The sequence below is a fragment of the Rhizobium sp. H4 genome (genome assembly GCF_003013335.1).
Taxonomy (GTDB): domain Bacteria; phylum Pseudomonadota; class Alphaproteobacteria; order Rhizobiales; family Rhizobiaceae; genus Rhizobium; species Rhizobium sophoriradicis.
In genome coordinates this window covers 260,606-286,098 of the sequence record NZ_PSOW01000004.1, presented here as the reverse complement: position 1 = coordinate 286,098, position 25,493 = coordinate 260,606, and the positions used below count along the sequence as shown (strand labels likewise).

Genomic DNA, 25,493 nt, shown 5'->3' with positions numbered 1-25,493 from the left:
TTATCCTTTCACAGCGCCCATGGTCAGGCCGCGCGAGAGATGCTTCTGGATCAGGATGACGAGGATCAAGATCGGAGCAAATGCGAGGAACGAGACGAGTGCGATTGCGTTGTAAATCACCCCGTCGGAGCCGCCTGTGAAGTTGGCGAGCGCAACGGACATCGTGTAAGCCTTGGAGGTCGAGGCGATGAGAAGGGTGAACAAGAATTCGTTGATAGCGAAGATCGCTGCTATTACCGCCGCAGTGATGATACCGGGCAGGCAAGCAGGGATCATGATCTCCCAAAGAATGGTCAGGTCTCCGGCGCCGTCTGTTCGTGCCGCGTCTTCCAGTTCCTTCGGGATATCCAGCATGTAGCTGCGAATGATCCAGGTGACGAGGCTGAGATTGATAGCTGCGTAAATCAGCATCAAAGCCCAGACGGAATCCAGCAAACCCATATTCTTGAACAGAAAGAAGATCGGCACCGCAACGATGGCCGGCGCCATCATACGCGTAGACAGGATGTAAAAACCAATGTCCTCTCGGCCGCGGAACTCATAACGAGCCAACGCGAAGGCTGCGGGAATTGCCAGCAGCAGATCAATGACGACCGAGCCCGCCACGGCAACGACCGAGTTTCGCAGATATGATGCGATCGGCCAGTCGCTGACGAGCAGGCGCCAGGCGTCCAAGCTCCACGTCGGCCAGTAGATCGGCCGTGGGACGATGATCTCAGTTCTCGGTCTGAACCCTATTGTGAGGAACCAGATGATCGGGACAAGACAAACAAGCGCCCAGGCGACAAGGATGATGTAGCGAAGAAGGAGGCTTTCACCACCGTTTTTTCGGATGCTGGCCATATCATGATTTCCCGGATTTGAAGGCGCGCTTTACGACAGTCTGGGCGATGACGATCGTGAAGATCAGCATCAGCACCGATGCCGCCGACGCGTATCCGAAATTGAACATCCTGAAGCCCTGACGGTAGATGAAGTAGCTCATCGTCTCCGTTGCACCGCCCGGTGTGCCCTGGGTCATGATGTAGACGTTTGTGAACATCGTCGTGATATCGATGCCGCGCAGCGTTACGGCGACCGCGATGATGGGCCTCATCATCGGCAGTGAGATGTTCCAGAAAATGCTGCTCCAGCTTGCCCCGTCCAACCGGGCCGCTTCCTCTATTTCCTCATCCTGCCCTTGAAGAGCTCCGACGAAGATGATGAAAAGAAACGGTGTCCACTGCCACACGTCCGCGACAATCAGCGTAAGTCTGGCTAGCCAGATAGACGCAAGCCAGTCGACATTATTGGAAACGATTCCAACCGACATGAGCAGATCGGAAATCACCCGGCCATCATTGAAGGCGAGTTTCCAGATGAATGCCACCGCCGACGGCATGAACAGCATCGGCATCAGGAAAATGATGCGCCATCCGCGGACAAACGGATCCCGGTAACAGAAGAAGGCCACAGCCATCGCGATCACCGACTGCAGGACCAAGGATATGCCGCCGATGACAGCGGTATTTCCCAAAGCAGCCCAGAATTCACGATCCTGGATGATCCGTGTGTAGTTGCCGAGCCCGACCCAAGACCAAGTGACAAACTTGACGACAAAGAGGCTTTGATACATCGCGAAAAGACCAGGATACAGGGTGATCGCGAGTAGGTAGGCTACAGCAGGTCCAACCAAGAGATACGGGAAGACCTTCCTCGCCGTAGCCGAACGGGGACGAGGTCTTGCGGGTAACTTTACGTTGGAGGCGGCGAACGCCGCCTCCGTTTCAAGTCTTTGAGTTGAATGTGTCATGATCTTAGAAAGGCAGTGCCTTGCCCTTGCCTACATAGAGGCCTGGCTCCGCGTCCGAGTAAGCAATCGGGGCGCTTCCACCGGAGAAGCCATTCTTCTCCAGAATACTCTTCCAGGCTTTTTGCCCGTTCTCGAGGGCTTCTTTCCCTGAAATCTGACCGGTGACCGCCCGGTTGATTTCATTCCCGAGCGCCTGCTCCATCTCGAACATCCCGGGAATGCGCGGCGCGCACCACGCATGTTCCAGACTGTCCGCCCACACCTTCATGGGCTGGCTGACAGCACGGAGACGTTCGTTGGCAAGAACGGACCGGTACCCCGGAGCAACACCATTCGCATTCGCTTCGTTCATCGCCATGATAGACGAAGTCGTGAGGAATGCGAGCATAAGGAACGCGCCCTCGGGGTTTTGCGATGTGGCTGCAACGCAGGAGGTCGACCCGGCAATATTCGGCGGAGCGAAGACGCCGCCTGAAATGCGGGGCTCGTAGATGGTAACAAAATCATCGACGATCTTCGACTGATCGGGCCGCATGGCCTGGGTGCCGCTGTCCTGCCAGCTGATATTCGCTGCAACCTGCCCGCCAAGCCACGCTGCGCGATTTTCACCCCAGCCGGCGCCGGATACGCCTTCGATGGCATTTTTCTGCAGAGCCATGATAATATCCATGGCCTTCATCCCGGCATCACTTGTGAGCTGCGGATTCCATTGACTGTCGAACAAGGTAAGGCCAGCTTGCGCCGCGATATGCTCCCAGGTGTAGGTGGCCCAGAAACCACGGGCCGCCATCAAGCCAACACCCGCTACGCCGCCGCCCAGCTTGTTTGCTTCGGCCGTGACGCGAATGAGCTCGTCGTAGCTTGGCACGGATTGGGCTCGATCAATGGGGCCGCCGAGAATCTTCTCCATGATCGACTTGCGCAGATGCACCATCTGGACGTCGCAGTCGAACGGGATGCCGACCAGCTTGCCGCCGACGTAGCCGTAGTTCAGACGATAGGTATCATAGAAGTCGTCCAGCGGCAGTTTCCACTTGTCCGCATATTCGCTGAGATCGGCGAGGAAGCCTGGGCCGGCGAAATCACCGAGCCACGGCGAGAAGAACTGCAGGGCGTCGAAGGATGCGTTTCCGGAAATGAATTCGGAAACCGCCTTGTCATAGAAGCTGTCGTCGGGGATCGGAACCAGCTCGACCTTGATGCCCGACAATTGTTCAAAGGGCTTCAGCCCCTCGGCAGCCGACTCCTGGTCGGCAGCGCCTACGGCAAACCTGACGGTTTTCCCGCTCTGTTCCGAGCGAACTTTCTCCCAATCCACCGTACGGATCCAGTCTTTCGCTGGGTCCCACAGTGGATCGTCCGACATCTTGTATAGCTTGCGGTAGTCCTCGCGGACATAATCCTTGACGGAAATCTTGTCCAAAACCGACTGGATATCCGGCAGACCCGATTGCGCGAATGCGGGCAGCCTGAGGACAGAGGCTGCGCCCGCAGCAAGCCCGAAAGCTGCGGAATGCCTCAGGAATCCGCGGCGCGATACGCCCGAACTTAAGACTGTCATGTTGTACTCCTCCCAATCTGAATAAACCAGTTGAATGCCAATGGAGGCAAGACTGTTTCGGTGCGGCCTCCACTCCGCGTCCATCCCTAGCGCCATCCGCTCAAAGCGAACATTTGCTAACAAAAAATACAATGTGTTCATATTGCCCGGCTGTCAACCAGTTTTTGGACGCCGTTTATAGGACTGTGTATGAACATCGTGTTTTGTTTGGATATCTTTGTGCATTGCGGTAGGGCGAATGCGCCTATTTCTTGCCGATCTATGCACTGCGAGATAAATCTTGTAACGAAACTCATGAATTTGGGACGGGCGCCGACATCACGGGAAAAGCGCGTATTTCCGTGCCAATGTCATCTGCCAACCTTAATGCACCCGAAAGGAAGCTAGATGCAGATCACGCCTCCAGTTGCCATGGTTCAGAGCGATTCTGAGAGGCTGCGAGCCCGAGTCGCGTGGCTCTACCACATAGAGAATTACACGCAGCAGGACATCGCCGCCCAATTGGGCATCAATCGGGTAATGGTCGTGCGACTCTTGGCGGAAGCGCGTCGACGCAACGAGGTGCGCGTGACCATCTCCTCGCCGCTTTCCGATATGATCGCCCTTGAAAGAGAGCTGGAGACGACGTTTGGGATCAAGCAGGTCATTGTTGCGCCCTTCGCCGACACTGAAGGCGACCCAACGAAGGTCATTGCAGCAGCAGCCGGAACGCTGATTACCGGTTTGATGCATTCCGGCATGATCGTTGGAGTGGGTTGGGGGCGCACCCTTTATAATACCTTGCCATTTATTGCCGGGGCCGCGCTCGACGACTTTCGCGTCGTCTCGCTGCTCGGAGGCATTTCAGCCGCGCGTCGCTTCAATCCTGCCGAGTTTGCCTGGCAGTTCGCAGAGCTTTTCAAAGGCGAGGGTTTTCTGGTGACCGCGCCGGCAGTGGTGGATAGTCCCGAGACGAAGCATGCTCTGCTGGAAAGATGCGGCCTTGCCGCGATTTTCGAAATGGCGGATAAGCTCGACGTCGCGCTTCTTTCGGTCGGTGGGATCTCTGCACTGACAACGAGCTATCGCACCGGGTATCTGAGCGAGGCTGACCGTCGCTCGTTGATTGACGCCGGGGCCGTCGGAGACGTGCTCTATAACTTCATCGACAAGGACGGCAACGTTATCGACCACGAGGTTAATGCACGGGTGATATCAGTGAACCTCGAGCGCTTGCGGCGCACACCGGAACGCATCCTAATCTCGGGCGGACCCGAAAAGCTGGCAGCGCTTCGTGCCTGCCTTGTTACAATAAAGCCAACAACCTTGGTGACCGACGAGCAGACTGCGGGCGCCCTGCTGGCGTCAGTGTAAATCGAACGCCCGGAGCGCCAACGGACCGGAAGTGGCGCTCTCCCGTTCTTGCGCTAATGTGCGCAGTGTAGCCTGCGCACTATCCCCGCACGCCCGCGCGGCAAATCGCGCGCAATCCATACCAGCAACAAAATAAATCACGGCCGCAGCACGCTCTTTGGGTGCCGGCTTTCGTCTTCACGGGAGGGCAACCACTCGCGTTCTCTTGCGTTACAAAAGTTCTTATTGTTCTAGCAGATGGGCGGCGTGCGGCGGATTTGACGCCAAATTCAGAACATTGTGATTGACCATATAACAAATGTACAGTACCAATCTGTCTCGGATGAATTCGGGAGGAATGGAATGCCCATCAACGTTGCGCCAACCGGACTAGCACGCGATCTCATGCGTCGAGAGACCGAGGGAAAGCCTATTCGCATTGGACTGATTGGAAGTGGGGAGATGGGCACCGATATCGTGACCCGCGTCGCCCATATGCAGGGTATCGAGATCGGCGCAATCTGCGATCTCAACGTCACTCGTGCCCGCGAAGCCGTCGATATCGCTTACCGGGCCGACGGTCATCATCGCGATGCTGCAAGTGCTGACCAACTCAACAATGCGATCGAGGCGGGCAAGATCGCCATCACAGCCGACTCCGCCAATATTCTGAACAGCGGCTTGATCGACGTCGTCGTCGATGCCACCGGCGTGCCTGCCGTCGGTGCGGAGATCGGCCTTGCAGCCATGGAGCATGGCAAGCATCTCGTGATGATGAACGTCGAAGCCGACGTTACGATCGGCGCCTATCTCAAAAGTGAGGCTGAGCGGCTTGGCGTTACCTATTCGCTCGGAGCGGGAGACGAGCCATCGTCTTGCATCGAATTGATCGAGTTTGTTTCGGCGATGGGTCATCCGATCGTTGCGGCAGGCAAGGGCAAGAACAACCCATTGAACATTGATGCGGTGCCGGACCAATACGCCGAAGAAGCGGCGCGCCGGAACATGAACGTTCGCATGCTTGTCGAATTCGTCGACGGCTCGAAAACGATGGTGGAAATGGCCGCCATCGCAAACGCAACAGGTCTGGTGCCGGATAAGCCCGGCATGCATGGCCCGGCGGCTACGCTTGACGAACTGTCGAAGGTTCTCGTGCCCGAAAAAGACGGCGGCGTACTGACGAAGGCAGGTGTTGTCGACTATTCGATTGGGAAGGGTGTCGCCCCTGGTGTTTTCGTCGTTGCGGATATGTCGCATCCGCGGATCTCTGAGCGCATGGAAGATCTGAAGATGGGCAAGGGGCCGTATTTCACCTTTCATCGGCCATATCATCTGACCTCATTGGAGGTGCCGCTCACTTGTGCCCGTGTCGTTCTTTACGGAAAGCCGGACATGGTGCCTCTGTCCACGCCTGTGGCTGAGGTATGTGCCGTGGCCAAGAAGGATCTCCAGCCTGGCGACAAGCTCGATGCAATCGGCGAGTACTGCTACCGCGCCTGGATCATGACCGCGCCGGAAGCGCGCAGCGCCTCTGCCATTCCATGCGGAATGCTGCAGGGAGGCAAGGTGACCGCGCCGATCAAGAAGGGTGAACTGATTACCTACAGCAACGCATCGGTCGCGGAAGGCTCTCGTCTAGCCGTCTTGCGTGCCCGGCAAGACGCTCTCGTTTACGGCAGGGAGGCGTAAATGGCGAACTCAGCAAGAGCGATGAAGAGTGCCGAGACCAGCAATCTACCCTTCATCTACCGACAATATACACGTGATCAATTGCTGGATGCTCTTCGGAAGATGCACCTCATCCGCCGGTTCGAAGAAGGCGCTGAGGAAAGTTACACACGTGGCCTCATCCATGGGACGATGCATCTGTCGATCGGTCAGGAAGCCAGCGCTATGGGCGTTTGCCTCCCGCTGACGCAAGAGGATCAGATCACCTCGACCCATCGAGGCCATGGTCACTGCATCGCCAAGGGCGCGGATGTCAAACGCATGTTCGCGGAGTTCTTTGGCAAGACGACCGGCTATTGTGCCGGCCGCGGCGGTTCCATGCATATTGCAGATGTTACGACCGGCAACCTAGGCGCGAACGGTATCGTCGGGGGCGGCCTGCCAATCGCCGTTGGTGCCGCGCTGACATCGAACCGCCTGAAGACCGGAAAAGTGGTCGTCTGCTTCTTTGGTGACGGCGCAAACAACGAAGGTGCGTTCCACGAGGCGCTGAACATGGCTGCCGTTTGGAAATTGCCCGTTATCTTCGTCTGCGAAAACAATGGCTACGGCATGTCGACATCTACCGCACGATCGACGGCGGTTGCCAATATCGCAGACCGCGCGGCCGCTTACAGCATGCCGGGCGTCATCGTCGACGGCAACGTACTCTCCGAGGTGGCAGAAGCTACTCACAATGCCGTCGAGCGGGCGAAGCGCGGCGAGGGACCATCCCTCATCGAGTGCAAAACCTATCGTTACCGAGGTCATTCGAAAAGCGACCGAAATCGCTACCGTACGAAAGACGAGATCGAGGACTGGATGAGCAACCGCGATCCAATCGCTCGGTTCGAAACAGAGCTCCGGGAGTTTGGTGTCGCGAACGACACTGAACTCGCGGCAATCCGCAAGTCTGTCGAGGAGGAAATCGCCGCCGGGATTGAATTCGCAAAACAAAGCCCGATGCCTGAGATTTCCGGTTTGGCCGATAACGTCTACACGGAGCAAGCGTAATGGATACCACGGTTCGAGAGCTCAGCTACTCCCAAGCTATCCAAGAAGCCATGGCGATCGCGATGGAAGCGGACGAGCGCGTCATCCTGATGGGCGAAGACATCGGAGTTTACGGCGGCGCTTTTCAGGTCACCGGCGATCTCATCGACAGGTTCGGACCGGATCGCGTGATGGACACGCCGATTTCCGAGCTTGGCGGCGCTGGCGTCGCGGTCGGTGCCGCGATGACCGGACTGAGACCGATATTCGAATTTCAGTTCTCAGACTTTGCCGCTCTGGCGATGGAGCAAATCGTCAATCAGGCCGCCAAAATGCGCTACATGCTCGGCGGCGAAGTCTCGGTGCCGGTTGTCATGCGGTTTCCAGCCGGCTCCGGGACCGGGGCGGCCGCCCAGCATAGCCAGAGCCTGGAGGCGTGGCTTGGACATGTCCCCGGTTTGAAGGTTATTCAGCCGGCAACTCCACATGATGTGAAGGGCATGCTGCTCGCCGCTGTCGCCGATCCCGACCCGGTGATGATCTTTGAACATAAGCTCCTCTACAAGATGAAGGGACCGGTTCCGGAAGGCCACTACACGGTTCCTCTCGATAAGGCAGAGATCCGCCGGCAGGGTAAAGATCTTAGCATCGTCGCGACGTCGATCATGGTTCATAAGGCGCTCGATGCGGCCGAACAGCTGGCAGCGGAGGGGATCGACGTCGAAGTGATCGATCTCCGTTCGGTGCGTCCGATCGATAGAGCGACCGTGATCGCAAGTGTGAAAAAGACGACAAGGCTGCTCTGCGTATATGAGGGCGTCAAAACGCTGGGAGTCGGTGCAGAAATAAGTGCGATCATCGCTGAAAGCGACGCATTCGACTACCTCGATGCACCGATTGTCCGCCTTGGCGGCTCCGAAACGCCAATTCCCTACAATCCGGAGCTTGAGAAGGCTGCCGTTCCGCAAGTCCCTGACATTTTCAATGCAGCGCGGGATCTTGTGAGGGGAGTGCGATAGTATGGCGACGGAAATCATCCTCCCCAAGGTCGACATGGATATGGCGACCGGCAAGATCTCGAAGTGGTTCTTCAAGGAAGGTGACCGCGTCGGGAAGGGCGACGTGCTGTTCGAAATTGAAACCGACAAAGCGGCAATGGAAATAGATTCCCCCGCTGCGGGGATTCTTCGCAATGTCAACGGCGAAGAAGGCGTTGATATCGCGGTCGGCTCGGCGGTCGCTTGGATCTACGAGGAGGGCGAGGAACATCAGGCCGCGTCTGCGCCATCTGCGCCGGCCCTTCCCGCAGAGACGGGGACTTCGGATGCGACCGATCTCGGCTCAATCAGCGCACCGCATCATAACGCATCGGCGGGTGCCGGGAGCTCAATTCGGGCTACGCCCTTGGCAAGGCGCCTGGCGCGGGAAAACGGTATCGATCTGGGATCCGTGGCCGGGACCGGTCCGCATGGAAGGATCCTGAGCGCTGATGTTTCGAAGGCTCGGGTTGCCGAAGCACCACTTGCCCCGTCCGCGCCCGCCGGCGCGCAGCATGTCGGGCAGAAAGCTGCGTCCGATGGGTCCTTGGCGCTGTTTGCCGAAGGCACGTTCGATGTGCAACCTCATACCCCGATGAGGAGAACGATCTCCCGGCGATTGCTGGAGGCGAAGACAACCATTCCGCATTTCTACCTGTCGCTCGACTGCCGCATCGATGCTCTGCTCAAGCTGCGAACCGAGCTCAATGCCTCCGCGCCGATGGCGGACGGCGCGCCGCAATTTAAGTTGTCGGTCAATGACATGGTCATCAAGGCCTACGCGCTGGCCCTTGGATCAACACCCGACGCGAATGTGTCCTGGACGGAAGAGTGCCTGCTGCGTCATCATTTCGTCGACGTAGGAGTTGCCGTCTCCGTGGCCGGCGGACTGATCACGCCAATCATCCGACATGCGGAATCCAAGACGCTGTCCAAGATCTCGAATGAGATGAAGGATTTGGCTGCACGCGCCAGATCGGGAAAATTGAAGCCGGCCGAGTACCAAGGCGGCACCGGAGCAGTATCGAACCTTGGCATGTTTGGGGTGAGGGAATTCGCCGCGATCATCAATCCTCCCCATTCGACCATCCTGGGCGTTGGTGCTGGGGAAAGAAGGCCTGTCGTCAATGCTGAAGGCGACTTGTCGAGCGCAACTGTCATGACTGTGACCTTGTCAACCGATCATCGTGCGGTAGACGGTGCTCTCGGCGCACAGCTCCTCGGAAAGTTCCAGGCGTTCATCGAAAATCCGATGAGTATGCTGATCTAGCTTCCTCCCAGGCCTCGGGGGATCTTGTCACGAGGCGAAGGCCTCGCGACGGATCCCCCATCTTTTCAAGGAAAACAGATGTCCTACGACGTCATCATCATCGGCTCCGGTCCCGGCGGCTATGTCGCCGCCATCCGTGCGGCCCAGCTCGGCCTGAAGACGGCGATCGTCGAGCGCGAGCATATGGGCGGCATCTGCCTGAACTGGGGCTGCATACCCACAAAGGCGCTACTGCGTTCGGCCGAGGTGCTGGATCACGCCAACCACTTCAAGGATTTCGGTCTCATTCTCGAAGGCTCGGTCAAGCCGGACGCCAAGGCCGTTGTCGGCCGCTCGCGCGCCGTTTCCGCCCGTCTCAATGCCGGCGTCGGCTTCCTGATGAAGAAGAACAAGATCGACATCATCTGGGGTGAGGCAAAGCTGACGAAGCCCGGCGAGATCGTTGTCGGCAAGTCGTCAAAGCCCGTGGTCGAGCCGCAGCACCCGCTGCCGAAGAACGTCAAGGGCGAGGGCACCTATACCGCCAAGCACATCATCATCGCCACCGGCGCCCGCCCGCGGGCACTGCCCGGCATCGAGCCGGACGGTAAGCTGATCTGGACCTATTTCGAGGCGCTGAAGCCGGAGGCGCTGCCGAAGTCGCTGATCGTCATGGGTTCGGGCGCGATCGGCATCGAATTCGCCAGCTTCTACCGCTCGATGGGCGTCGAGGTGACGGTTGTCGAAGTCATGCCGACGATCATGCCGGTCGAGGATGCCGAAATCACCGCCATCGCCCGCAAGCAGCTGGAAAAGCGCGGCCTGAAGATCTTCACCAGCGCCAAGGTTACCAAGGTCGAGAAGGGTGCGGGCAGCATCACCGCCCATGTCGAGACGTCAGACGGCAAGGTGCAGCAGATCACCGCCGACCGGATGATCTCGGCTGTCGGCGTTCAGGGCAACATCGAAAACCTCGGCCTGGAAGCGCTCGGTATCAAGACCGATCGCGGCTGCGTCGTCGCCGACGGTTACGGCAAGACCAATGTCGCCGGCATCTATGCCATCGGCGACGTCGCCGGCCCGCCGATGCTGGCGCACAAGGCCGAGCATGAGGGCGTCGTCTGCGTCGAGAAGATCGCCGGCCTGCCGAACGTTCATCCCACAGACAAGGGCAAGGTCCCCGGCTGCACCTACTGCAATCCGCAGGTCGCCTCCGTCGGCCTCACCGAAGCCAAGGCCAAGGAGCTCGGCCGCGACATCCGCGTCGGCCGTTTCTCCTTCGCAGCCAACGGCAAGGCGATCGCGCTCGGCGAAGACCAGGGCATGGTGAAGGTGATCTTCGACAAGAAGACCGGCGAGCTGCTCGGCGCCCACATGGTCGGCGCCGAAGTCACCGAACTCATCCAAGGCTTCGTCGTCGCGATGAACCTCGAGACGACAGAGGAAGAGCTGACGCACACGATCTTCCCGCATCCCACAGTTTCCGAGACGATGAAGGAAGCGGTGCTCGATGCCTATGGCCGCGTGCTGAACGCTTGAGGCGCGACCATAAAACGCCGCTTGATCATGCGTTAAAGACGCAGCCGGCGCATTTCAGCTAGAGGAGGATTTTCAGATGGCACGCATTACGCTCAGGCAGTTGCTGGATCATGCAGCGGAGGAGGGCTACGGCGTTCCCGCCTTCAACATCAACAATATGGAGCAGGCGCTCGCCATCATGGAAGCCGCGGATGCGGTCCGGGCTCCGGTCATCATACAGGCATCACGCGGCGCGCGCGCTTACGCCAATGACATCATGCTGAAGCATATGATGGACGCCGTCGTCGAAATTTACCCGCACATTCCCGTCTGCGTGCATCTGGACCACGGCAACGATCCGGCCAGCTGCATGACGGCCATACAGGCAGGCTTTACCTCGGTCATGATGGACGGCTCGCTGAAAGCCGACGCGAAGACACCTGCCGACTGGGATTATAATGTCGGCGTGACAAAGAGAGTGACCGAAATGGCCCATCTCGGCGGCATCTCGGTCGAAGGCGAGCTCGGTGTGCTCGGTTCTCTCGAGACCGGCATGGGAGAGGCCGAGGATGGCCACGGCGCGGAAGGCAAACTGTCGCATGACCAGCTGCTGACCAACCCGGACGAGGCGGTGAGATTCGTGCGTGAAACTGGCGTCGATGCATTGGCGATCGCCATGGGAACCTCGCACGGCGCCTACAAGTTCACCCGTAAGCCCGACGGTTCGGTGCTGGCGATGAATGTCATCGAGGAAATCCACCGCAAGCTGCCGAACACCCATCTCGTCATGCACGGGTCGTCGTCGGTGCCCGTCGAGTTGCAGGAGATCATCAACAAATACGGCGGCCAGATGAAGCCCACCTGGGGCGTGCCGGTCGAAGAAATCCAGCGCGGTATCAAGAACGGCGTGCGCAAGATCAACATCGACACGGACGGCCGCATGGCGATGACCGGGCAGATCCGCCGGGTCTTGCAGGAAGATCCGAGCGAATTCGATCCGCGCAAATATCTGAAGCCGGCAATGGCCGCGCTCACAAAGCTTTGCAAGGAGCGCTTCGAACAGTTCGGCACTGGCGGCATGGCGGAGCGGATTACGCCCCTTCATGTTTCGGTGATGGCAAAGCGCTATGCGTCCGGCGAGCTCGATCCGTGTTTCTCGTGATTGTCAGGCCCCATCCTTGAGCCGGCTTACCCTCCATGGCGATTCACCCCACGGCTCAGCGCAGACAAACAAGGATCCGCCCGTTGAAGCTCGATCCAAACAAGCAGTTCTCGGCCTTTCTTTTCGATATGGACGGGACCCTATTGACTTCCATAGCCGCTGCCGAGCGAGTTTGGGGGGCGTGGGCGCAACACCAGGGGCTGGATCCTATCACGTTCCTGCCAACAATGCACGGGCAAAGGGCGATTGACACTATTCGGCGCCTGGAGCTTCCCGGCGTGGACCCGGAGATTGAGGCTGCAAAGATCACAAATGCGGAGATTGACGACGTTCAGGGCGTTGTCGCGATTGCAGGAGCCGCAGAGTTCTTGGCTGCTCTTCCCACTGATCGTTGGGCGATCGTCACATCTGCTTCAAAGAAGCTCGCTGAGAGGCGACTTGAAGCTGCGGGACTAAGCATACCCAGCGTTATCGTGACCGGGGAAGATGTCGCGGTGGGCAAGCCCAACCCTCAATGTTTCCTTCTCGCGGCAAAACGGCTCGGAATTCTGGCTGCGAATTGTCTTGTTTTTGAGGACGTTGAGGCAGGCGTGAAGGCCGGGCAAGCGGCAGGCGCAGACGTAGTAGTCGTCACTGCCGCTGGCCACGATTTAAGCTTCCCCAACAACCCGACCATAAAAGACTACACAGAGGTCGTACCGGTGGTGTCTGCAGATGGACTGCTGTCGATTAAACTTGCCTGTGCGCGATGGGCGTCCATAGGATTTTCAGTTCCATAAGATAGATTACGCCGCTTTGCAATTTAAAGTTGCGTAGCCGCAAGTTGATAATCGTTGCAGCCCCCAGCCGCCAGGCGACGAACTCTGCTGCCGGAGCAATGTGTCTTTCCGGTTCGAAATGACTATAACGTCTCGAGCGCGAGCGCGATGCCCTGGCCTCCCCCGATGCAGAGCGTGACGACTCCGCGGCGCAGACCTTCCCGCTTCATCGCATGTAGGAGCCGCGTGACGAGGATGGCACCGGTTGCGCCGATTGGATGGCCATGGGCGACGGCGCCGCCCTCGACATTTATGATATCCTCGGGCAGCCCGAGCTCACGGGCGACCGCGATCGGCACGGCGGCGAAGGCTTCGTTGATCTCGATGCGCTCGATGTCGGAAAGGCTCCAGCGCGCTCTTGCCAATGCTTTGCGCACCGCAGGAACGGGACCCAACCCAAACATGCCCGGCTCCACGCCGGCGACACCATAGCCCGCTATCCGGCCGATCGGCCTGATGCCTTTTGCCTCGGCGAAGCCGCGCTCGGCGACGATCATCGCCGCAGCGGCGCTGTTCAGCCCCGGCGCGTTGCCGGCGGTAATCGTACCCTCGGGCCGAAAGGCCGGACGCAAGCGAGCAAGCGACTCGACCGTCGTGTCGGGGCGCGGCGCCTCATCGGTTGCGAAGCTTTCCGCACCCTTGCGGCCTTTCACCTCGACCGCGACGATCTCGCCGGCGAACAGACCAGCATCTCGCGCGGCGGTGAAATTCTGCTGCGACCGGGCAGCGAAGGCGTCCTGATCGGCGCGCGTGATCTGCATCTTCTCGACGAGATCCTCGGTGTGCCAGCCCGAATGCTGTCCGGAAAAGGCATCGTTGAGTCCGTCGGTCAACATGCTGTCGAGGATCTGGGCGGGGCCCATGCGATAGCCCCAGCGGCCCCCATCCATCAGATAGGGCGCGCGATCCATGTTCTCCATTCCGCCGGCAATGGCCACGTCGCTGTCGCCCGCAACAATCTCCAGCGCAGCGGTCAGGATCGCCTGCGCGCCTGAACCGCAGACCCGATTGACGGTCATCGCGGGCACCTCGACGGGTAGTCCGCCGCCGATTGCGGCCTGGCGCGCTGGGTTCATTCGGTTGCCTGCCTGGATGACATTTCCCATGACCATCGTGCCAACCTCGGCTGCTTCGAGGCCGGCGCGCCGCAAGGTTTCCTGAACGACGATCGCGCCAAGTTCAGTGGCCGGAATACCTTTCAGCGTGCCATTATAGGTGCCGATCGCGGTGCGAACCGGATAGCCAATGACGATGTCGCGCGTGCTCATAGTTTTCTCCTGTTTGGATGATGACGCGGTTGGTGCAGCCTTCAGGCGACGACCCTTAGGCGACTTTCATTGGAAGCCCATGGTCCGGGCGTTCTCACCAGATGGAAATTTGTCGCCGTCAGGCTTCGAGGAAAAACAGGCTTAAAGATTACGATCATAATCATTAATTAGATGACACTCGTAATCGAAAATGTCAAGCGGATTTCTGCCTGGTTTGCGGACGTGCGAACGTCTTGATGGCCACAAGGTACATCGCAGGTCGTTCCTGCCAACGATGAAGTGAGCAGAAATGAAGGTGACGCAAGACAAGATGGAGTAAAATCGTCAGCCGGTCATCGAGACGGCGGCGCGCCTGCTGCGCGAGTGTAGTTCGAAGGGATCGACCTCGCCGACATTATGAGAAACGCCGACTGACCCATGGCGTTTTTTATCGAAACTTCGCTTCGAAAGATGACTTGGTGATCAAGGCCAGCGAACGGGCGATAGCGTGCAGCACGATTCGACAGCGCCAGCTTAGTCAACTTTGTTGGCGCGCAGGCCTTCCAAAAAGGTTCGAAAACTCTCTACAGCCCGCTTCGCGATGGCATCCGGATTTTCGGCATTAGCGATCCATTGCGCCGCACTGCTGCTCGCGGCGTTGATCAGGCGAGCACCGGCTTCAGGGTCGATGTCGACGATGACCCCTTCTTGTTTCAAGATCTCGAGACTTTGGGCAACCGCGGCGATGCAGCCGTTTGCATTCGGCCACTGCGATGGATCACCGAGGACGGCCGGCCCATCACGAAACATGATGCGCTGAAGTTCCGGCTCCAGCGCCATTAGGACGTAACCAATATTCTCATCCACGAACCCCTGCCAGCGCGTCGATGCCATAGAAGAGATCTCGCACAGTCGGGCCGTCATCTCGCTGTCGATCTCGGCTACAACGGCCGCGAACAGTCCTTTCTTGTCGCCGAAGTGATGATAAAGAGCGCCGCGCGTCAGTCCGGCTTCACCTGTAAAGTCGTCCATGGAAGCTTCGGCGTAACCAGAGGCACCAAATGCTCTTCTGCCTGCAGCCAAGAGCTTAGCCCGAGTCTCGGCAATCATTTCATTACGTGATCTGCGCACAGGTCCTCCATTCATTCTCATACGCGCCGTATGTTAATTGACATACGGCGTGCATTTGATTACACATTTGCATACGCCACGTATGTACGTGGCGTCAGCTCTAACACGGAACACGCCGATGCATAATCCATATGTAGAAATTTTCCGCGCGCCCGGCACCAAAAGCTTTTCCGCTGCAGGTTTCTTCGCCCGCCTTCCAATAGCGATGGCGCCGATCGGCATCGTCGCCATGCTTTCTCAGACTCATGGAGAATATTGGCTCGCGGGCGCTGTCTCCGCGACCTTTGCGTTGACCAACGCCGTGATCTCCCCGCAGATTTCGCGGCAGGTGGATCAGTTGGGCCAACGGGCCGTCCTGATCCCCACCACCGTCGTCTCGGTGATCGCATTCGGGACGCTGATCGCGGCCGCAAACCAGGGTTGGCCTTCGTGGACGCTGTTCCTCTCGGCACTCTTTGCTGCAACAATGCCCAGTATTCCAGCAATGCTGCGTGCCCGCTGGACAGAGATCTTTCGCGACAGACCTGAGCTTAATACAGCCTTCGCCTTTGAATCCGCTGCGGACGAACTTGTCTATATCGCTGGCGCATCGCTTTCTGTCGGCCTGGCTGTCTCGCTGTTCCCGGAGGCGGGCATGATCGTGAGTACTCTCTTTATGGCGCTCGGCAGTTTTGCCTTTCTCGTGCAGCGGTCGACAGAACCGAAAGTGCGCCGGGTCGACATGGGCGCCAACCATCGGTCGGCAATCTGGTTGCGCCCGGTCCAGATTATCACGCTCGCGTTGGTCTTTGTCGGCTCTACCTTCGCCACGGCTGAGGTCAGCGCTGTTGCAATTACCAAAGAGCTCGGGCGGCCTGAAGCTGCCAGCTTCGTCATCGGCGTTTATGCCATTGGCTCTTTCATGGTTGGCCTCATAATCGGAGCGATAAACCCCAAGCTGGCCCTCCAGAGCCAACTGCTAATCGCTGTCGGCGTGCTTGCGCTCACCGCTCTACCACTTCTCATCGCCAGCAGTTCTGTCTGGCTGCTTGCCTTCGCAGTCTTCGTGAGCGGCATCGCCATCTCACCCGTCTTCATCACCGCCTTCGGGCTCATCGAGCGCCGCGTGCCGGAATCGATGCTGACGGAAGGTGTGACCTGGGTTATGACCGGCATTGGTATCGGTATGGCGCTCGGCGCCTTCGTCTCCGGCTGGGTGGTCGACACTTACGGCCCGAGCAATGGTTTTTGGGTTTCGGTCGCAGCCAGCTTGTCTGCAGTACTGATCATAGGCATGGGTCAGCAGAGTCTCACTGGAGACCGAACAGTGGCGCCGCTCCCGCTCAGGCAACCTGCAGAGTGATACAACCGCGTTCCCCATCTTCGCTTTCGTTCGCCGCGGGTAGAAGTACGCCTTGCGGCGAGCAGTCGCACGCCTTGATGCGAATCGTCCGTTGTTTCCTATCCCACCTCGAATTCCGGGTCGGGTGGAACCTGCATGGCGAGAGCGAGATGGTTCGTCTGCGCGGCAAGCCCGATAATCGTGAGGAGTTCGCCATGCTGGGCATCGGTCATCCCGCGCGCTCGGGCGGCTGCCGTGTGGGATTGAATGCAGTACTGGCAGGCATTGGCCGTCGATACTGCTATGTAGATCATCTCGCGCGTCAACGGATCGATGGCGCCTTCGACCGTCATGACCGATTTGAGCGTCTCCCATACGCGCTTGAGGTTTGCGGGGTCGTTTGCAAGAGCACGCCAGAAATTGTTGATGAAATCGGTCTTGCGTGTCGCCCTGATGTCATCGAACACGGCTTGCACGGCCGGAATGTCTGCAGCCTCTTGATCCGACAGAAGTTTGACTGTTGCCATCGAAAGTTCCTTTCCGGCGCCGATCTACGGCATCAAGCATGATGTTGTTCGGCGATCCCGCGCCGCCGGCGGAAGATACGAAGAAACGGCAGCGGCCGCCAGCCTCCCGCCTGGCGAGGAAATCGAAGCGGCTGTTTCACGAAAGCAGGCAAAATTAGAAATTATTGGCTACAGATTTCGTAGATTATGCGGTTCCATAGCCCTGTCGACTTCAGCGCTGAGATTTCGAACGCCCAATGGATGCATCCTTGGGTGCATGTGACCTGCCGACTTCTTCCAAATCAACAGGAGATTTCCATGAGCAATCCGGTTCTCGTCAATCAGATCATTCCCGAGTCAGATGTCGTCCCGCTGACCGGCCGTGTCGGAGCCGAAATCAAGGGTATCCGCCTTGGCGGAGAGCTTTCGGATGCAACGGTGGCAGCCATCAACCAGCTTCTGCTGAAGCACAAGGTCATCTTCTTCCGCGATCAGGGACATCTTGACGATTCCGAACAGGAAGCTTTCGCGAGCCGCCTCGGCGATCTCGTGCCGCATCCAACCCAGGGGCCGGTGTCTGGCACCGCTTCCATCCTCAATCTCGATTCCAGCCGCGGCGGCGGCAGAGCCGACCAGTGGCACACCGACGTCACCTTCGTCGACGCCTATCCCAAATTCTCCGTGCTTCGCGGCGTCGTCATTCCGGCGGCCGGCGGCGACACGATCTGGTCCAACACCCATGCCGCATATGAAAGCCTGCCGGCGCCGCTGAAACTGCTGGCGGACAATTTATGGGCCATTCACAGCAATGCCTATGACTATGCTGCCGTGCGCCCTCGCGCCACCGCCGAGGAGAAGAAGCATTTCGAGGAGGTTTTCACCTCGACCATCTACGAGACCGAGCATCCGGTCGTGCGTGTCCATCCGGAAACCGGCGAAAGATCGCTGTTGCTCGGCAACTTCGTTCAGCGCCTTGTCGGCCTGTCGAAGAGCGACTCCGTAAAACTCTACGAAGTGTTCCAGTCCTACGTCACCGCTCCGGAAAATACCGTGCGCTGGCGCTGGAGAGCCGGCGACGTGGCGATCTGGGACAATCGCGCCACCCAGCACTATGCCGTCAACGATTATGGCGACCAGCACCGCGTCGTGCGCCGCGCCACCGTCGATGGTGACGTTCCCGTCAGCATCGACGGCCGCCGCAGCGTAACCCACGTCAAGGCTGCCAAGCCGCAAGCAAAGGCGGCGTGATCGCGCACATATAAGTGTCGCCCGGTAGCAAAATGCGCCGCATGCCTTACGAGAAGGACAGCTTCTCGCTCGGCCGGGTCAGCGTTTCCGGGCGCAGCACCGCATCGAGATGCTCCTTCTGCATCAGGCCGCGTTCGAGAAGGATTTCGTAAACCCCTCGTCCCGAATGATGCGCTTCCAGCGCAACCTCGGTGGCGTTGCGATAGCCGATATAGGGGTTCAATGCCGTCACGATGCCGATCGATTGCTCGACCATGTGCCGCAGCCTTTCGCGGTTGGCGGTAATGCCTCGAATGCAATTCGCCTCGAGCGTCAGGCAGGCATTGGTCAGATGGCTCAGGCTGCGATAGAGGCTGTAGAAGATCACCGGCTCGAAGGCGTTCAGCTGCAGCTGGCCGGCCTCCGCCGCCATGGTGATCGTCACGTCATTGCCGATCACTTCGAAGGCGACCTGGTTGACGACCTCCGGGATAACAGGATTGACCTTGCCGGGCATGATCGAGGAGCCGGCCTGGCGCGCCGGCAGATTGATCTCGTTGAAGCCGGCGCGCGGCCCCGAGGACAGCAGCCGCAGATCGTTGCAGGTCTTGGAAAGCTTGACCGCCACACGCTTGAGAACGCCCGAAAGCTGCACGAAGGAGCCGCAATCCTGCGTCGCCTCCACCAGATCAGGTGACGTCACCAGATCGACGCCGACGATTTCGGACAGGCGCTCGCGCACCAGCGCCGCATAGCGAGGATGGGCGGTGATGCCGGTGCCGATCGCAGTCGCGCCGAGATTGATCTCGCGGATCAGCGAGACCGCTTCGGAAAGCCGCGCCTCGTCCTCCGCCAGCATCAGCGCATAGGTTCCGAACTCCTGGCCGAGGGTCATCGGCACGGCGTCCTGCAGCTGCGTGCGGCCCATCTTCAGGACGTCGGCGAACTCCACCGCCTTGGCCTCGAACGAGCGGCGCAGGATCGCCATGGCGTCGACCAGACGATGAACGCCGATCCATGCGGCGAGCTTCAGCGCCGTCGGATAGACGTCATTAGTGGATTGCGAGAGGTTGACGTGCTCGTTCGGATGCAGGTGCTGGTAGTCGCCGCGGCGATGCCCCATGATTTCCAGGGCCCTGTTGGCAATCACCTCATTGGCGTTCATGTTGGTCGAGGTTCCCGCACCGCCCTGGATCAGATCGACGACGAAATGGTCGTGCAGCGCCCCGTCGCGGATTTCGATGCAGGCAGCGATGATGGCGTCGGCCCGCTCCTGATCCAGCAGGCCGAGGCTAAAATTGGCCTGAGCCGCCGCCTGCTTGATCGCCGCCAGGGATGCGATCAGATCCGCCGATTCCTTCAGCGTCTGGCCGGTAATCGGAAAATTCTCGACCGCGCGCAGCGTATGCACGCCGTAATAGGCCGAGGCCGGTACGTCGCGATCGCCGATCAGGTCGTGCTCAACGCGGATAGTCGTCATTTCGGATGTCGTCATGGCAGTAACTTTCGAGTGGGGCGCTGTTGGATGTAATGCGACGGCAGGCTGAAGAAGACAATGGCTGGAGACGCGGCAGAATAGCCGCGTCCGAAGACGTCATGGTGCCACGGCGGCAAGGCGAGGATCGTCGCCGTCCGGCTTCGATCCGCGCAGCTTGAACGGAAAAGACACGGCGCCTGTCGTAACACCCATCGTGTTCACGCGCCGGGGATGATGGAACGGCGCGAGCCGGCTGCGGATCTCAGGCGAACCGATGCCGAGCCGCTCGAGGAGCTCCGTTACGACGGCGTAAAGGATTTCAAGATTGCCGTCCTCGATCTTGACCGAGATGCCGAGCGCACCGTCCGCTCCCAATTGCCTGGTTGCGTCCGAGGCCCGCACGCCGATCGCATAGCTGGCATCGGCCCCGAGCTTGCCGACGAGGGCGCCGTCGAATGCGCGCATCAGCACCGTGCAGTAGCGCCCCTCGCCCGCGACCATGTCAGGATGACGCGCCATTGCCTGGAAGATGTGGGCGAGCGCCGCGCCGCGCGTCGACTGCCCCTCACCCGCATCGCTCCCATCTGCTGCCGAGGCAAGCTTGGCATAGATGCGCGCCAGGCGATCCAGGGGAAAAGCGGGGGTCGGGAGATTGCATCCGTCGGTTCCCCATTCGACGTCCCCGGCATCCAGATCGCAGAGTTCGGCGACGGTGCGCTTGACCCTCCCCTGCATCGGATGATCCGGCAGGTGGTAGCCTTCCATGCCGGCTCCGATCGCCCGGGCGCCGGCAAGCATGCCGACGTGCTTGCCCGAACAATTGCTGCAAACCGCCGTCGGGACAAAGTCCTGCTTGATCCAGGAGCGGTTCACCAGTTCGGACAGGGAAGGATGACCGCCGCAGCGAAGATCAGCCTCCTCGGCCTTGATCTTCGACAGCATGGCCCACGTGCGTGCGATATGCCGCTCTTCGCTGCTGTGGGACGCGCACATCAGCGCAATATCCGCATCGTCGAAGCCGTAACCCGCGACACCTTCAGTCTCCAGGATGGCGAGCGCCTGCGCCGGCTTCGCCGCAGACCGGGCAAGCGTCATACGCGTAGGTTTTCCCAGCGCGTAGAGCAGCCTGCCCTTGGCATCGACGACAGCCGCGTGGACGCGATGGCTGTTCTCGACGATTCCGCCGCGATCGGTGACGACGAAATCCTCACTCGGGGTCATGTCTCTCTCCATTCATGCCGCACCCGGCGGCGGCAGCGCCGCCGGGCTCGGGTTCTCGATCGGTGTCAGGCGAGATCGAAACCGCCGCGATCCTGGCCCTGTTCGGCGGCGAGCATATAGATGCGCTCACGCATCAAGAGCCAGCCGACCACCAGCGCTGGAATGATCAGAGCCAGAGAGGCGACCGTGTAGGTTCCGACCGGATAATCGAGGGCCATCAGGATCACGACGACGGCGAGGAAGCCCAGGGTCAGCAGGCCGGTATAGGGCGCGCCGAACATCCGGAATTCAGGCCGTGCCAGCTTGCCTTGCCGCGACAGCTGCCACAGCTTGAGCTGGCAGAGCACGATCACGCCCCATGCCGCGATGATGCCGAGGGCGGCGACATTCAGGCCGATCTCGAAGGCTTCTGCCGGAACGACGGCGTTCAGGACGACGCCGAAGGCGGTCACGACAGCCGTCACCGCAATGCCGACATAGGGCACGCCGGAGCGGTTCATCTTCGCCAGCGCCGCCGGCGCCGAGCCGGAAACGGCCATGGAATGCAGGATGCGGCCCGTCGAATAGAGGCCGGCGTTGAGCGACGACAGGACGGCGGTCAGCACGACGAGGTTCATGACGACGTCGGCACCCTGGATGCCGATCTTGCCGAAGAAGGTGACGAACGGGCTCTCGCCGCCCTTATAGGCGGTGTAGGGCAGCAGCAGCGACAGCAGCAGGACCGAGCCGACATAGAAGACCACCAGGCGCACAACGACCGTGCGGATCGCCCGCGGCATGACCTTGCGGGCATTTTCGGTTTCACCGGCGGCCGTGCCGATCAGCTCGATCGAGGCATAGGCGAAAACCACGCCCTGTATCACCACCAGCGCCGGCAGGACGCTGTTCGGGAACATGCCGCCGAAATCGGTGATCGTGTTCACGCCCGGAACATGGCCGTCGATTGGCGTGCCGGTGACGACAAAGTAAACGCCGACGACCAGGAAGATGAGGAGGGCGAGGACCTTGACGAGGCTGAACCAGAACTCCAGTTCGCCGAAGACCTTCACCGACAGAAGGTTCATCGAGAGGACGAGGACTAGCGCCGCGAACGCGAACACCCACTGGTCGATCATGGCGATCCACGGGACATAGGCCTTGAAGAAATTCATGTAGAGGGCGACCGCAGTGACGTCGGCGACCGCCGTCATCGCCCAGGTCAGCCAATACATCCAGCCGACCGCGAAGGCGAGCTTTTCGCCGTAAAATTCCCGGGCATAGGAGACGAACGAGCCCGAGGTCGGGCGATGGACGATCAGTTCGCCGAGGGCTCTTAGAACGAGGAAGGCGAAAAAGCCGCACAAGGCATAGACCAGCACAAGTGCTGGACCGGCAGCGGCAAGCCGGCCGCCGGCGCCGAGAAACAGCCCCGTGCCGATGGCGCCGCCGATGGCGATCATCTGGATCTGCCGCGGCTTCAGCGCCTTTTGATAACCGAGCTCCTCCTCGACAAAGACCTGGCCATCAGAGCTTCTGTTGGATTGCATGACTGTCACTTCTCCTCCCTATCCGCGGTCGGCAACCTCCAGGCCGCTCCTCCGCGAGATGCAATAAAGATGTTAATCTGCTATGCGGTCTGACAGGTTTGGCGATTAAAAGGAAAACTACCCTTCAGTCAAGGATTTTCCTGCTGCTATCTCAGGATGCATATCCACCGCCTGTGGAAAGCCAGTCTTTGGCGGCTGGATGACGTCGCTTCTTTACGTTTTCGTTCAAGGCGCGACAGACTTAGCGCGGCTCGGCGCCGATGATGCGGCTGACCGCCGCCTCGACCTTCTTGAGATGAATTTCCATCGCCGCCTCGGCCTCGGCCTCCGCGCCTTTGCGGATGGCTTCGACGATGGCGCGATGCTCTTCGTTCGATTCCTCACGCCGTGGGCCAAACGCAGTCAGCAGGCCGGATTGCTGCGCCATCGCCTCGCGGACGTCATCGACAATGTCGCGGAAGACGGCATTCTTCGATGCCTCGGCGATCAGCCCGTGAAAATCCGAATCGAGGCGCACCCAGGCCCCGGTATCTTCTTCCTGCTCCATCCGGTCGCACAGCTGAAGCAACCGGGACAGCTCATCGTCAGTTCGGCGTAGCGCCGCCCAGCCGGCAGCCGATACCTCGACGAAGGCGCGCGCCTCCATCAGATCCCGCGCCGAATAATCACCGTAACGGATATCTCCGTCGCCGGCGGCGGCGAGCACATAGGTTCCGCTCCCGGTCCGCGTCTCCGTCAGTCCCAAAATCTGCAGCGAGCGTAGCGCTTCCCGCACGATCGGGCGGCTCACGCCGTATTTTGCGGCGAGCTTCGCTTCCGACGGCAGCTTGGAGCCGGCGGCAAAGCGGCCGGAAAGAATGAGATTGCGCAACTCCTCGAAGACCAGTTCCGAGGCACTTTTTCGGCTGAGGATCGCGGAGTCGGATAGCCAGTTTTCTAGATCGTTCATCGCTTTGCATTCGATCGGCAGCGCAGCCGGACCTCCGGATGCAAATTGACATCATACCTTCAGCGCAGATCGCTTTTCATCGGCAATCCCGATGATGGACCGTTTTACCTCCAGCAGGTGTTCCGCCATGGCGGCGCGCGCATCCGCCTCGCTGCCTGCGGCGATCGCCTCCAGAATCCGGCGGTGCTCGGCGTTGGAGGCTTTGCGCCGGCCGCGAACATGCTCCACCAGTTCCGACTGCGTCGAAAGTGCCCCGCGGACATCGGCGACGACTTTCCGGAAGATCGCATTTCCCGAGGCTTCGGCGATTTCGCCATGAAACTCCGCGTCCATCCGCACCCATGTCTGGACGTCCTCCTCGTCGTCCATCCGGTCGCACAAGGATGAGAGCGACGCCAGCTGTGCGTGCGAGCGCCGCAGTGCGGCCCATCCGGCAGCCGGGATCTCGATGCAGGGGCGCGCCTCCATGAGATCGCGGGCGGAATAGGCGCCGCCGCCGAGCTGCCGCGCCGGGCTCTCCGAAACGACGAAAGTGCCCCGCCCCGTCCTGGTTTGCGTGAACCCCAGCGTCTGCAGCGAGCGAAGCGCCTCACGCACGATGGCCCGGCTGATGCCGTAGCGTTCGGCGAGCTGCACCTCCGAGGGAAGACGGGTGCCGAGAGCCAGTTTCCGATCGATAATGGCCGTGCGGACATCTTCGAAGACCGCTTGGGCAGCGTTTCTCCGGCTTATCTCTTTCTTCTCCGACAGCCATGAATCCATATCCTGCATCGAGGGACGATGCGGGCATTCGAAAGAGCTGTCAAGCAACCGGACAGGTGCGCGCAGACGCGCCGGCGGGCATGCCGACGCGGGGCCTACCAGAGCTTCATATGCCGGTTGACGTCCTTGTAAAGGAGGTAGCGGAAGCGGCCGGGGCCGCCGGCGTAGCAGGCCTGCGGGCAGAAGGCGCGCAGCCACATGAAATCGCCGGCCTCGACCTCCACCCAGTCCTGGTTGAGGCGATAGACGGCCTTGCCCTCCAGCACATAGAGCCCGTGTTCCATCACATGGGTCTCCATGAAGGGGATCACCGCGCCCGGCTCCAGCGTGACGATGTTGACGTGCATGTCGTAGCGCACATCGGCCGGGTCGATGAAGCGGGTCGTGCCCCAGCGGCCGTCGGTGTCGGGCATGGCCCGGATCGGATGGTCGTCCTCATGGGTGACGATCGCCGGCGGCGGCTCCAGCCCCTCGACCTCCTGAAACGCCTTGCGGACCCAGTGGAAGATCGCGGTAGCCGAACCATCGTTTTTGAGGCGCCAAGCCGAACCGGCGGGAATGTAGACGAAGGAACCGGCGCGCAACGCGTGGCTGACCCCATCAAGCTCGACCGTCATGCCGCCTTCGACGACGAAGAGCACTGCTTCGGCCCGCTTGTCGGGCTCCGGCCGGTCGCTTCCGCCGCCCGGCTGAACCTCCATCACATATTGCGAGAAGGTTTCGGAGAAGCCGGAGAGAGGACGGGAGAGAACCCATGCCCGCGTTCCCTCCCAATGCGGCAGGAGGCTGGTGACGATATCGCTCATGACGCCGCGCGGGATGACCGCGTAAGCCGTGGTGAAGACGGCCCTGCCGGAAAGCAGGTGGGTCTGCGGCGGCAAACCGCCGAGCTTCGAAAAATAATCTGTCTTGTTCATCGGGCCGCACTTCCAAGCATTTGTTTCTGCATCTGCTTTA

Annotated in this window: 22 protein-coding genes; 10 read left to right on the top strand and 12 right to left on the bottom strand. The window is 59.9% G+C overall.

Annotated elements, in window-relative coordinates:
• The 3 genes from C4N04_RS08290 to C4N04_RS08280 all read right to left on the bottom strand — a co-directional run bounded on the left by C4N04_RS08290 (window position 1) and on the right by C4N04_RS08280 (window position 3,353).
• Window positions 1-606, bottom strand: a complete 606-nt coding sequence (locus C4N04_RS08290) for a carbohydrate ABC transporter permease (protein WP_245425553.1) — start codon at window positions 604-606, stop codon at window positions 1-3.
• Between the two features lie 238 nt (window positions 607-844).
• Window positions 845-1,615, bottom strand: a complete 771-nt coding sequence (locus tag C4N04_RS08285; RefSeq protein ID WP_245425551.1) for a sugar ABC transporter permease — start codon at window positions 1,613-1,615, stop codon at window positions 845-847.
• Between the two features lie 181 nt (window positions 1,616-1,796).
• Window positions 1,797-3,353 (bottom strand): extracellular solute-binding protein, encoded by a 1,557-nt coding sequence (locus C4N04_RS08280; protein WP_106795789.1) that lies wholly within the window; start codon window positions 3,351-3,353, stop codon window positions 1,797-1,799.
• A 387-nt stretch (window positions 3,354-3,740) separates the two neighbouring features.
• On the opposite strand from C4N04_RS08280, the gene C4N04_RS08275 reads away from it, so the two are divergent.
• The 8 genes from C4N04_RS08275 (at window position 3,741) to C4N04_RS08240 (ending at window position 13,130) form a co-directional block, all read left to right on the top strand.
• The gene (locus C4N04_RS08275; RefSeq protein ID WP_020919814.1) at window positions 3,741-4,706 is read left to right on the top strand and encodes a sugar-binding transcriptional regulator; all 966 of its coding nucleotides are present in this window, start codon (window positions 3,741-3,743) and stop codon (window positions 4,704-4,706) included.
• 342 nt (window positions 4,707-5,048) lie between these two features.
• On the top strand, window positions 5,049-6,374 hold the full coding sequence (locus C4N04_RS08270) for an NAD(P)H-dependent oxidoreductase (protein WP_097667193.1): 1,326 nt from the start codon (window positions 5,049-5,051) through the stop codon (window positions 6,372-6,374).
• Entirely contained in the window at window positions 6,375-7,406 is a 1,032-nt protein-coding gene (locus C4N04_RS08265) for a thiamine pyrophosphate-dependent dehydrogenase E1 component subunit alpha (RefSeq protein ID WP_106795788.1), read from the top strand.
• Window positions 7,406-8,404 carry an alpha-ketoacid dehydrogenase subunit beta gene (locus C4N04_RS08260; protein WP_010032659.1) on the top strand — a complete coding sequence of 333 codons (999 nt, stop codon included), beginning with the start codon at window positions 7,406-7,408 and terminating at the stop codon, window positions 8,402-8,404. Before C4N04_RS08265 ends, C4N04_RS08260 begins: the two co-directional genes overlap by 1 nt.
• A 1-nt stretch (window position 8,405) precedes the next feature.
• Window positions 8,406-9,692, top strand: a complete 1,287-nt coding sequence (locus C4N04_RS08255) for a dihydrolipoamide acetyltransferase family protein (protein ID WP_106795787.1) — start codon at window positions 8,406-8,408, stop codon at window positions 9,690-9,692.
• A 78-nt stretch (window positions 9,693-9,770) separates the two neighbouring features.
• Window positions 9,771-11,210: a dihydrolipoyl dehydrogenase gene (gene lpdA / locus C4N04_RS08250; RefSeq protein ID WP_106795786.1), complete on the top strand. Its 1,440-nt coding sequence runs from the start codon at window positions 9,771-9,773 to the stop codon at window positions 11,208-11,210.
• Window positions 11,211-11,286: 76 nt separating this feature from the next.
• Window positions 11,287-12,351 carry a class II fructose-bisphosphate aldolase gene (gene fba / locus C4N04_RS08245; RefSeq protein ID WP_097608684.1) on the top strand — a complete coding sequence of 355 codons (1,065 nt, stop codon included), beginning with the start codon at window positions 11,287-11,289 and terminating at the stop codon, window positions 12,349-12,351.
• Window positions 12,352-12,434: 83 nt separating this feature from the next.
• Complete coding sequence (locus C4N04_RS08240; protein ID WP_280954333.1) at window positions 12,435-13,130, top strand: HAD-IA family hydrolase; 696 nt, start codon at window positions 12,435-12,437, stop codon at window positions 13,128-13,130.
• 122 nt (window positions 13,131-13,252) lie between these two features.
• On the opposite strand, the gene C4N04_RS08235 is transcribed toward C4N04_RS08240, so the two are convergent.
• Both C4N04_RS08235 and C4N04_RS08230 read right to left on the bottom strand, forming a co-directional pair.
• Entirely contained in the window at window positions 13,253-14,437 is a 1,185-nt protein-coding gene (locus tag C4N04_RS08235) for an acetyl-CoA C-acetyltransferase (protein WP_106795784.1), read from the bottom strand.
• 513 nt (window positions 14,438-14,950) lie between these two features.
• Window positions 14,951-15,547 carry a TetR/AcrR family transcriptional regulator gene (locus C4N04_RS08230; protein WP_199852450.1) on the bottom strand — a complete coding sequence of 199 codons (597 nt, stop codon included), beginning with the start codon at window positions 15,545-15,547 and terminating at the stop codon, window positions 14,951-14,953.
• Between the two features lie 118 nt (window positions 15,548-15,665).
• Between C4N04_RS08230 and C4N04_RS08225 the strand changes: the two genes are divergently transcribed.
• Window positions 15,666-16,889, top strand: coding sequence for an MFS transporter (locus C4N04_RS08225; protein WP_106795782.1), 1,224 nt, complete (start codon window positions 15,666-15,668; stop codon window positions 16,887-16,889).
• Window positions 16,890-16,987: 98 nt separating this feature from the next.
• Here the strand turns inward: C4N04_RS08225 and C4N04_RS08220 are convergent, their stop codons facing one another.
• A complete protein-coding gene (locus C4N04_RS08220; protein WP_106795781.1) occupies window positions 16,988-17,395 on the bottom strand; it encodes a carboxymuconolactone decarboxylase family protein in 408 nt (135 codons plus the stop codon).
• 297 nt (window positions 17,396-17,692) lie between these two features.
• Here C4N04_RS08220 and C4N04_RS08215 point away from each other — a divergent pair, with 297 nt between their 5' ends.
• Window positions 17,693-18,622: a TauD/TfdA family dioxygenase gene (locus C4N04_RS08215; protein WP_106795780.1), complete on the top strand. Its 930-nt coding sequence runs from the start codon at window positions 17,693-17,695 to the stop codon at window positions 18,620-18,622.
• 46 nt (window positions 18,623-18,668) lie between these two features.
• Here the strand turns inward: C4N04_RS08215 and aspA are convergent, their stop codons facing one another.
• The 6 genes from aspA to C4N04_RS08185 form a co-directional block, all read right to left on the bottom strand.
• Window positions 18,669-20,096, bottom strand: a complete 1,428-nt coding sequence (gene aspA / locus C4N04_RS08210) for an aspartate ammonia-lyase (protein WP_106795779.1) — start codon at window positions 20,094-20,096, stop codon at window positions 18,669-18,671.
• A gap of 99 nt (window positions 20,097-20,195) precedes the next feature.
• Window positions 20,196-21,299 carry an asparaginase gene (locus tag C4N04_RS08205; RefSeq protein WP_106795778.1) on the bottom strand — a complete coding sequence of 368 codons (1,104 nt, stop codon included), beginning with the start codon at window positions 21,297-21,299 and terminating at the stop codon, window positions 20,196-20,198.
• Window positions 21,300-21,364: 65 nt separating this feature from the next.
• Window positions 21,365-22,825 (bottom strand): amino acid permease, encoded by a 1,461-nt coding sequence (locus C4N04_RS08200; RefSeq protein WP_096763550.1) that lies wholly within the window; start codon window positions 22,823-22,825, stop codon window positions 21,365-21,367.
• 241 nt (window positions 22,826-23,066) lie between these two features.
• The gene (locus tag C4N04_RS08195) at window positions 23,067-23,774 is read right to left on the bottom strand and encodes a FadR/GntR family transcriptional regulator (protein ID WP_077989633.1); all 708 of its coding nucleotides are present in this window, start codon (window positions 23,772-23,774) and stop codon (window positions 23,067-23,069) included.
• A gap of 51 nt (window positions 23,775-23,825) precedes the next feature.
• Window positions 23,826-24,545 (bottom strand): FadR/GntR family transcriptional regulator, encoded by a 720-nt coding sequence (locus tag C4N04_RS08190; protein ID WP_077989771.1) that lies wholly within the window; start codon window positions 24,543-24,545, stop codon window positions 23,826-23,828.
• A gap of 86 nt (window positions 24,546-24,631) precedes the next feature.
• The gene (locus C4N04_RS08185) at window positions 24,632-25,453 is read right to left on the bottom strand and encodes a bifunctional allantoicase/(S)-ureidoglycine aminohydrolase (protein WP_106795777.1); all 822 of its coding nucleotides are present in this window, start codon (window positions 25,451-25,453) and stop codon (window positions 24,632-24,634) included.
• Window positions 25,454-25,493: the final 40 nt, after the last annotated feature.

What these genes read in the sequence shown, in the direction of transcription:
- C4N04_RS08225 (WP_106795782.1), top strand. Translation starts at nt 15,666, where the DNA reads ATGCATAATCCATATGTAGAAATTTTCCGCGCGCCCGGCACCAAAAGC.
- C4N04_RS08195 (WP_077989633.1), bottom strand. Translation starts at nt 23,774, where the DNA reads ATGAACGATCTAGAAAACTGGCTATCCGACTCCGCGATCCTCAGCCGA.
- C4N04_RS08270 (WP_097667193.1), top strand. Translation starts at nt 5,049, where the DNA reads ATGCCCATCAACGTTGCGCCAACCGGACTAGCACGCGATCTCATGCGT.
- C4N04_RS08185 (WP_106795777.1), bottom strand. Translation starts at nt 25,453, where the DNA reads ATGAACAAGACAGATTATTTTTCGAAGCTCGGCGGTTTGCCGCCGCAG.
- lpdA (WP_106795786.1), top strand. Translation starts at nt 9,771, where the DNA reads ATGTCCTACGACGTCATCATCATCGGCTCCGGTCCCGGCGGCTATGTC.
- C4N04_RS08285 (WP_245425551.1), bottom strand. Translation starts at nt 1,615, where the DNA reads ATGTATCAAAGCCTCTTTGTCGTCAAGTTTGTCACTTGGTCTTGGGTC.
- C4N04_RS08275 (WP_020919814.1), top strand. Translation starts at nt 3,741, where the DNA reads ATGCAGATCACGCCTCCAGTTGCCATGGTTCAGAGCGATTCTGAGAGG.
- C4N04_RS08235 (WP_106795784.1), bottom strand. Translation starts at nt 14,437, where the DNA reads ATGAGCACGCGCGACATCGTCATTGGCTATCCGGTTCGCACCGCGATC.
- C4N04_RS08260 (WP_010032659.1), top strand. Translation starts at nt 7,406, where the DNA reads ATGGATACCACGGTTCGAGAGCTCAGCTACTCCCAAGCTATCCAAGAA.
- C4N04_RS08280 (WP_106795789.1), bottom strand. Translation starts at nt 3,353, where the DNA reads ATGACAGTCTTAAGTTCGGGCGTATCGCGCCGCGGATTCCTGAGGCAT.
- aspA (WP_106795779.1), bottom strand. Translation starts at nt 20,096, where the DNA reads ATGACGACATCCGAAATGACGACTATCCGCGTTGAGCACGACCTGATC.
- fba (WP_097608684.1), top strand. Translation starts at nt 11,287, where the DNA reads ATGGCACGCATTACGCTCAGGCAGTTGCTGGATCATGCAGCGGAGGAG.
- C4N04_RS08255 (WP_106795787.1), top strand. Translation starts at nt 8,406, where the DNA reads ATGGCGACGGAAATCATCCTCCCCAAGGTCGACATGGATATGGCGACC.
- C4N04_RS08205 (WP_106795778.1), bottom strand. Translation starts at nt 21,299, where the DNA reads ATGACCCCGAGTGAGGATTTCGTCGTCACCGATCGCGGCGGAATCGTC.
- C4N04_RS08190 (WP_077989771.1), bottom strand. Translation starts at nt 24,545, where the DNA reads ATGCAGGATATGGATTCATGGCTGTCGGAGAAGAAAGAGATAAGCCGG.
- C4N04_RS08220 (WP_106795781.1), bottom strand. Translation starts at nt 17,395, where the DNA reads ATGGCAACAGTCAAACTTCTGTCGGATCAAGAGGCTGCAGACATTCCG.
- C4N04_RS08215 (WP_106795780.1), top strand. Translation starts at nt 17,693, where the DNA reads ATGAGCAATCCGGTTCTCGTCAATCAGATCATTCCCGAGTCAGATGTC.
- C4N04_RS08265 (WP_106795788.1), top strand. Translation starts at nt 6,375, where the DNA reads ATGGCGAACTCAGCAAGAGCGATGAAGAGTGCCGAGACCAGCAATCTA.
- C4N04_RS08200 (WP_096763550.1), bottom strand. Translation starts at nt 22,825, where the DNA reads ATGCAATCCAACAGAAGCTCTGATGGCCAGGTCTTTGTCGAGGAGGAG.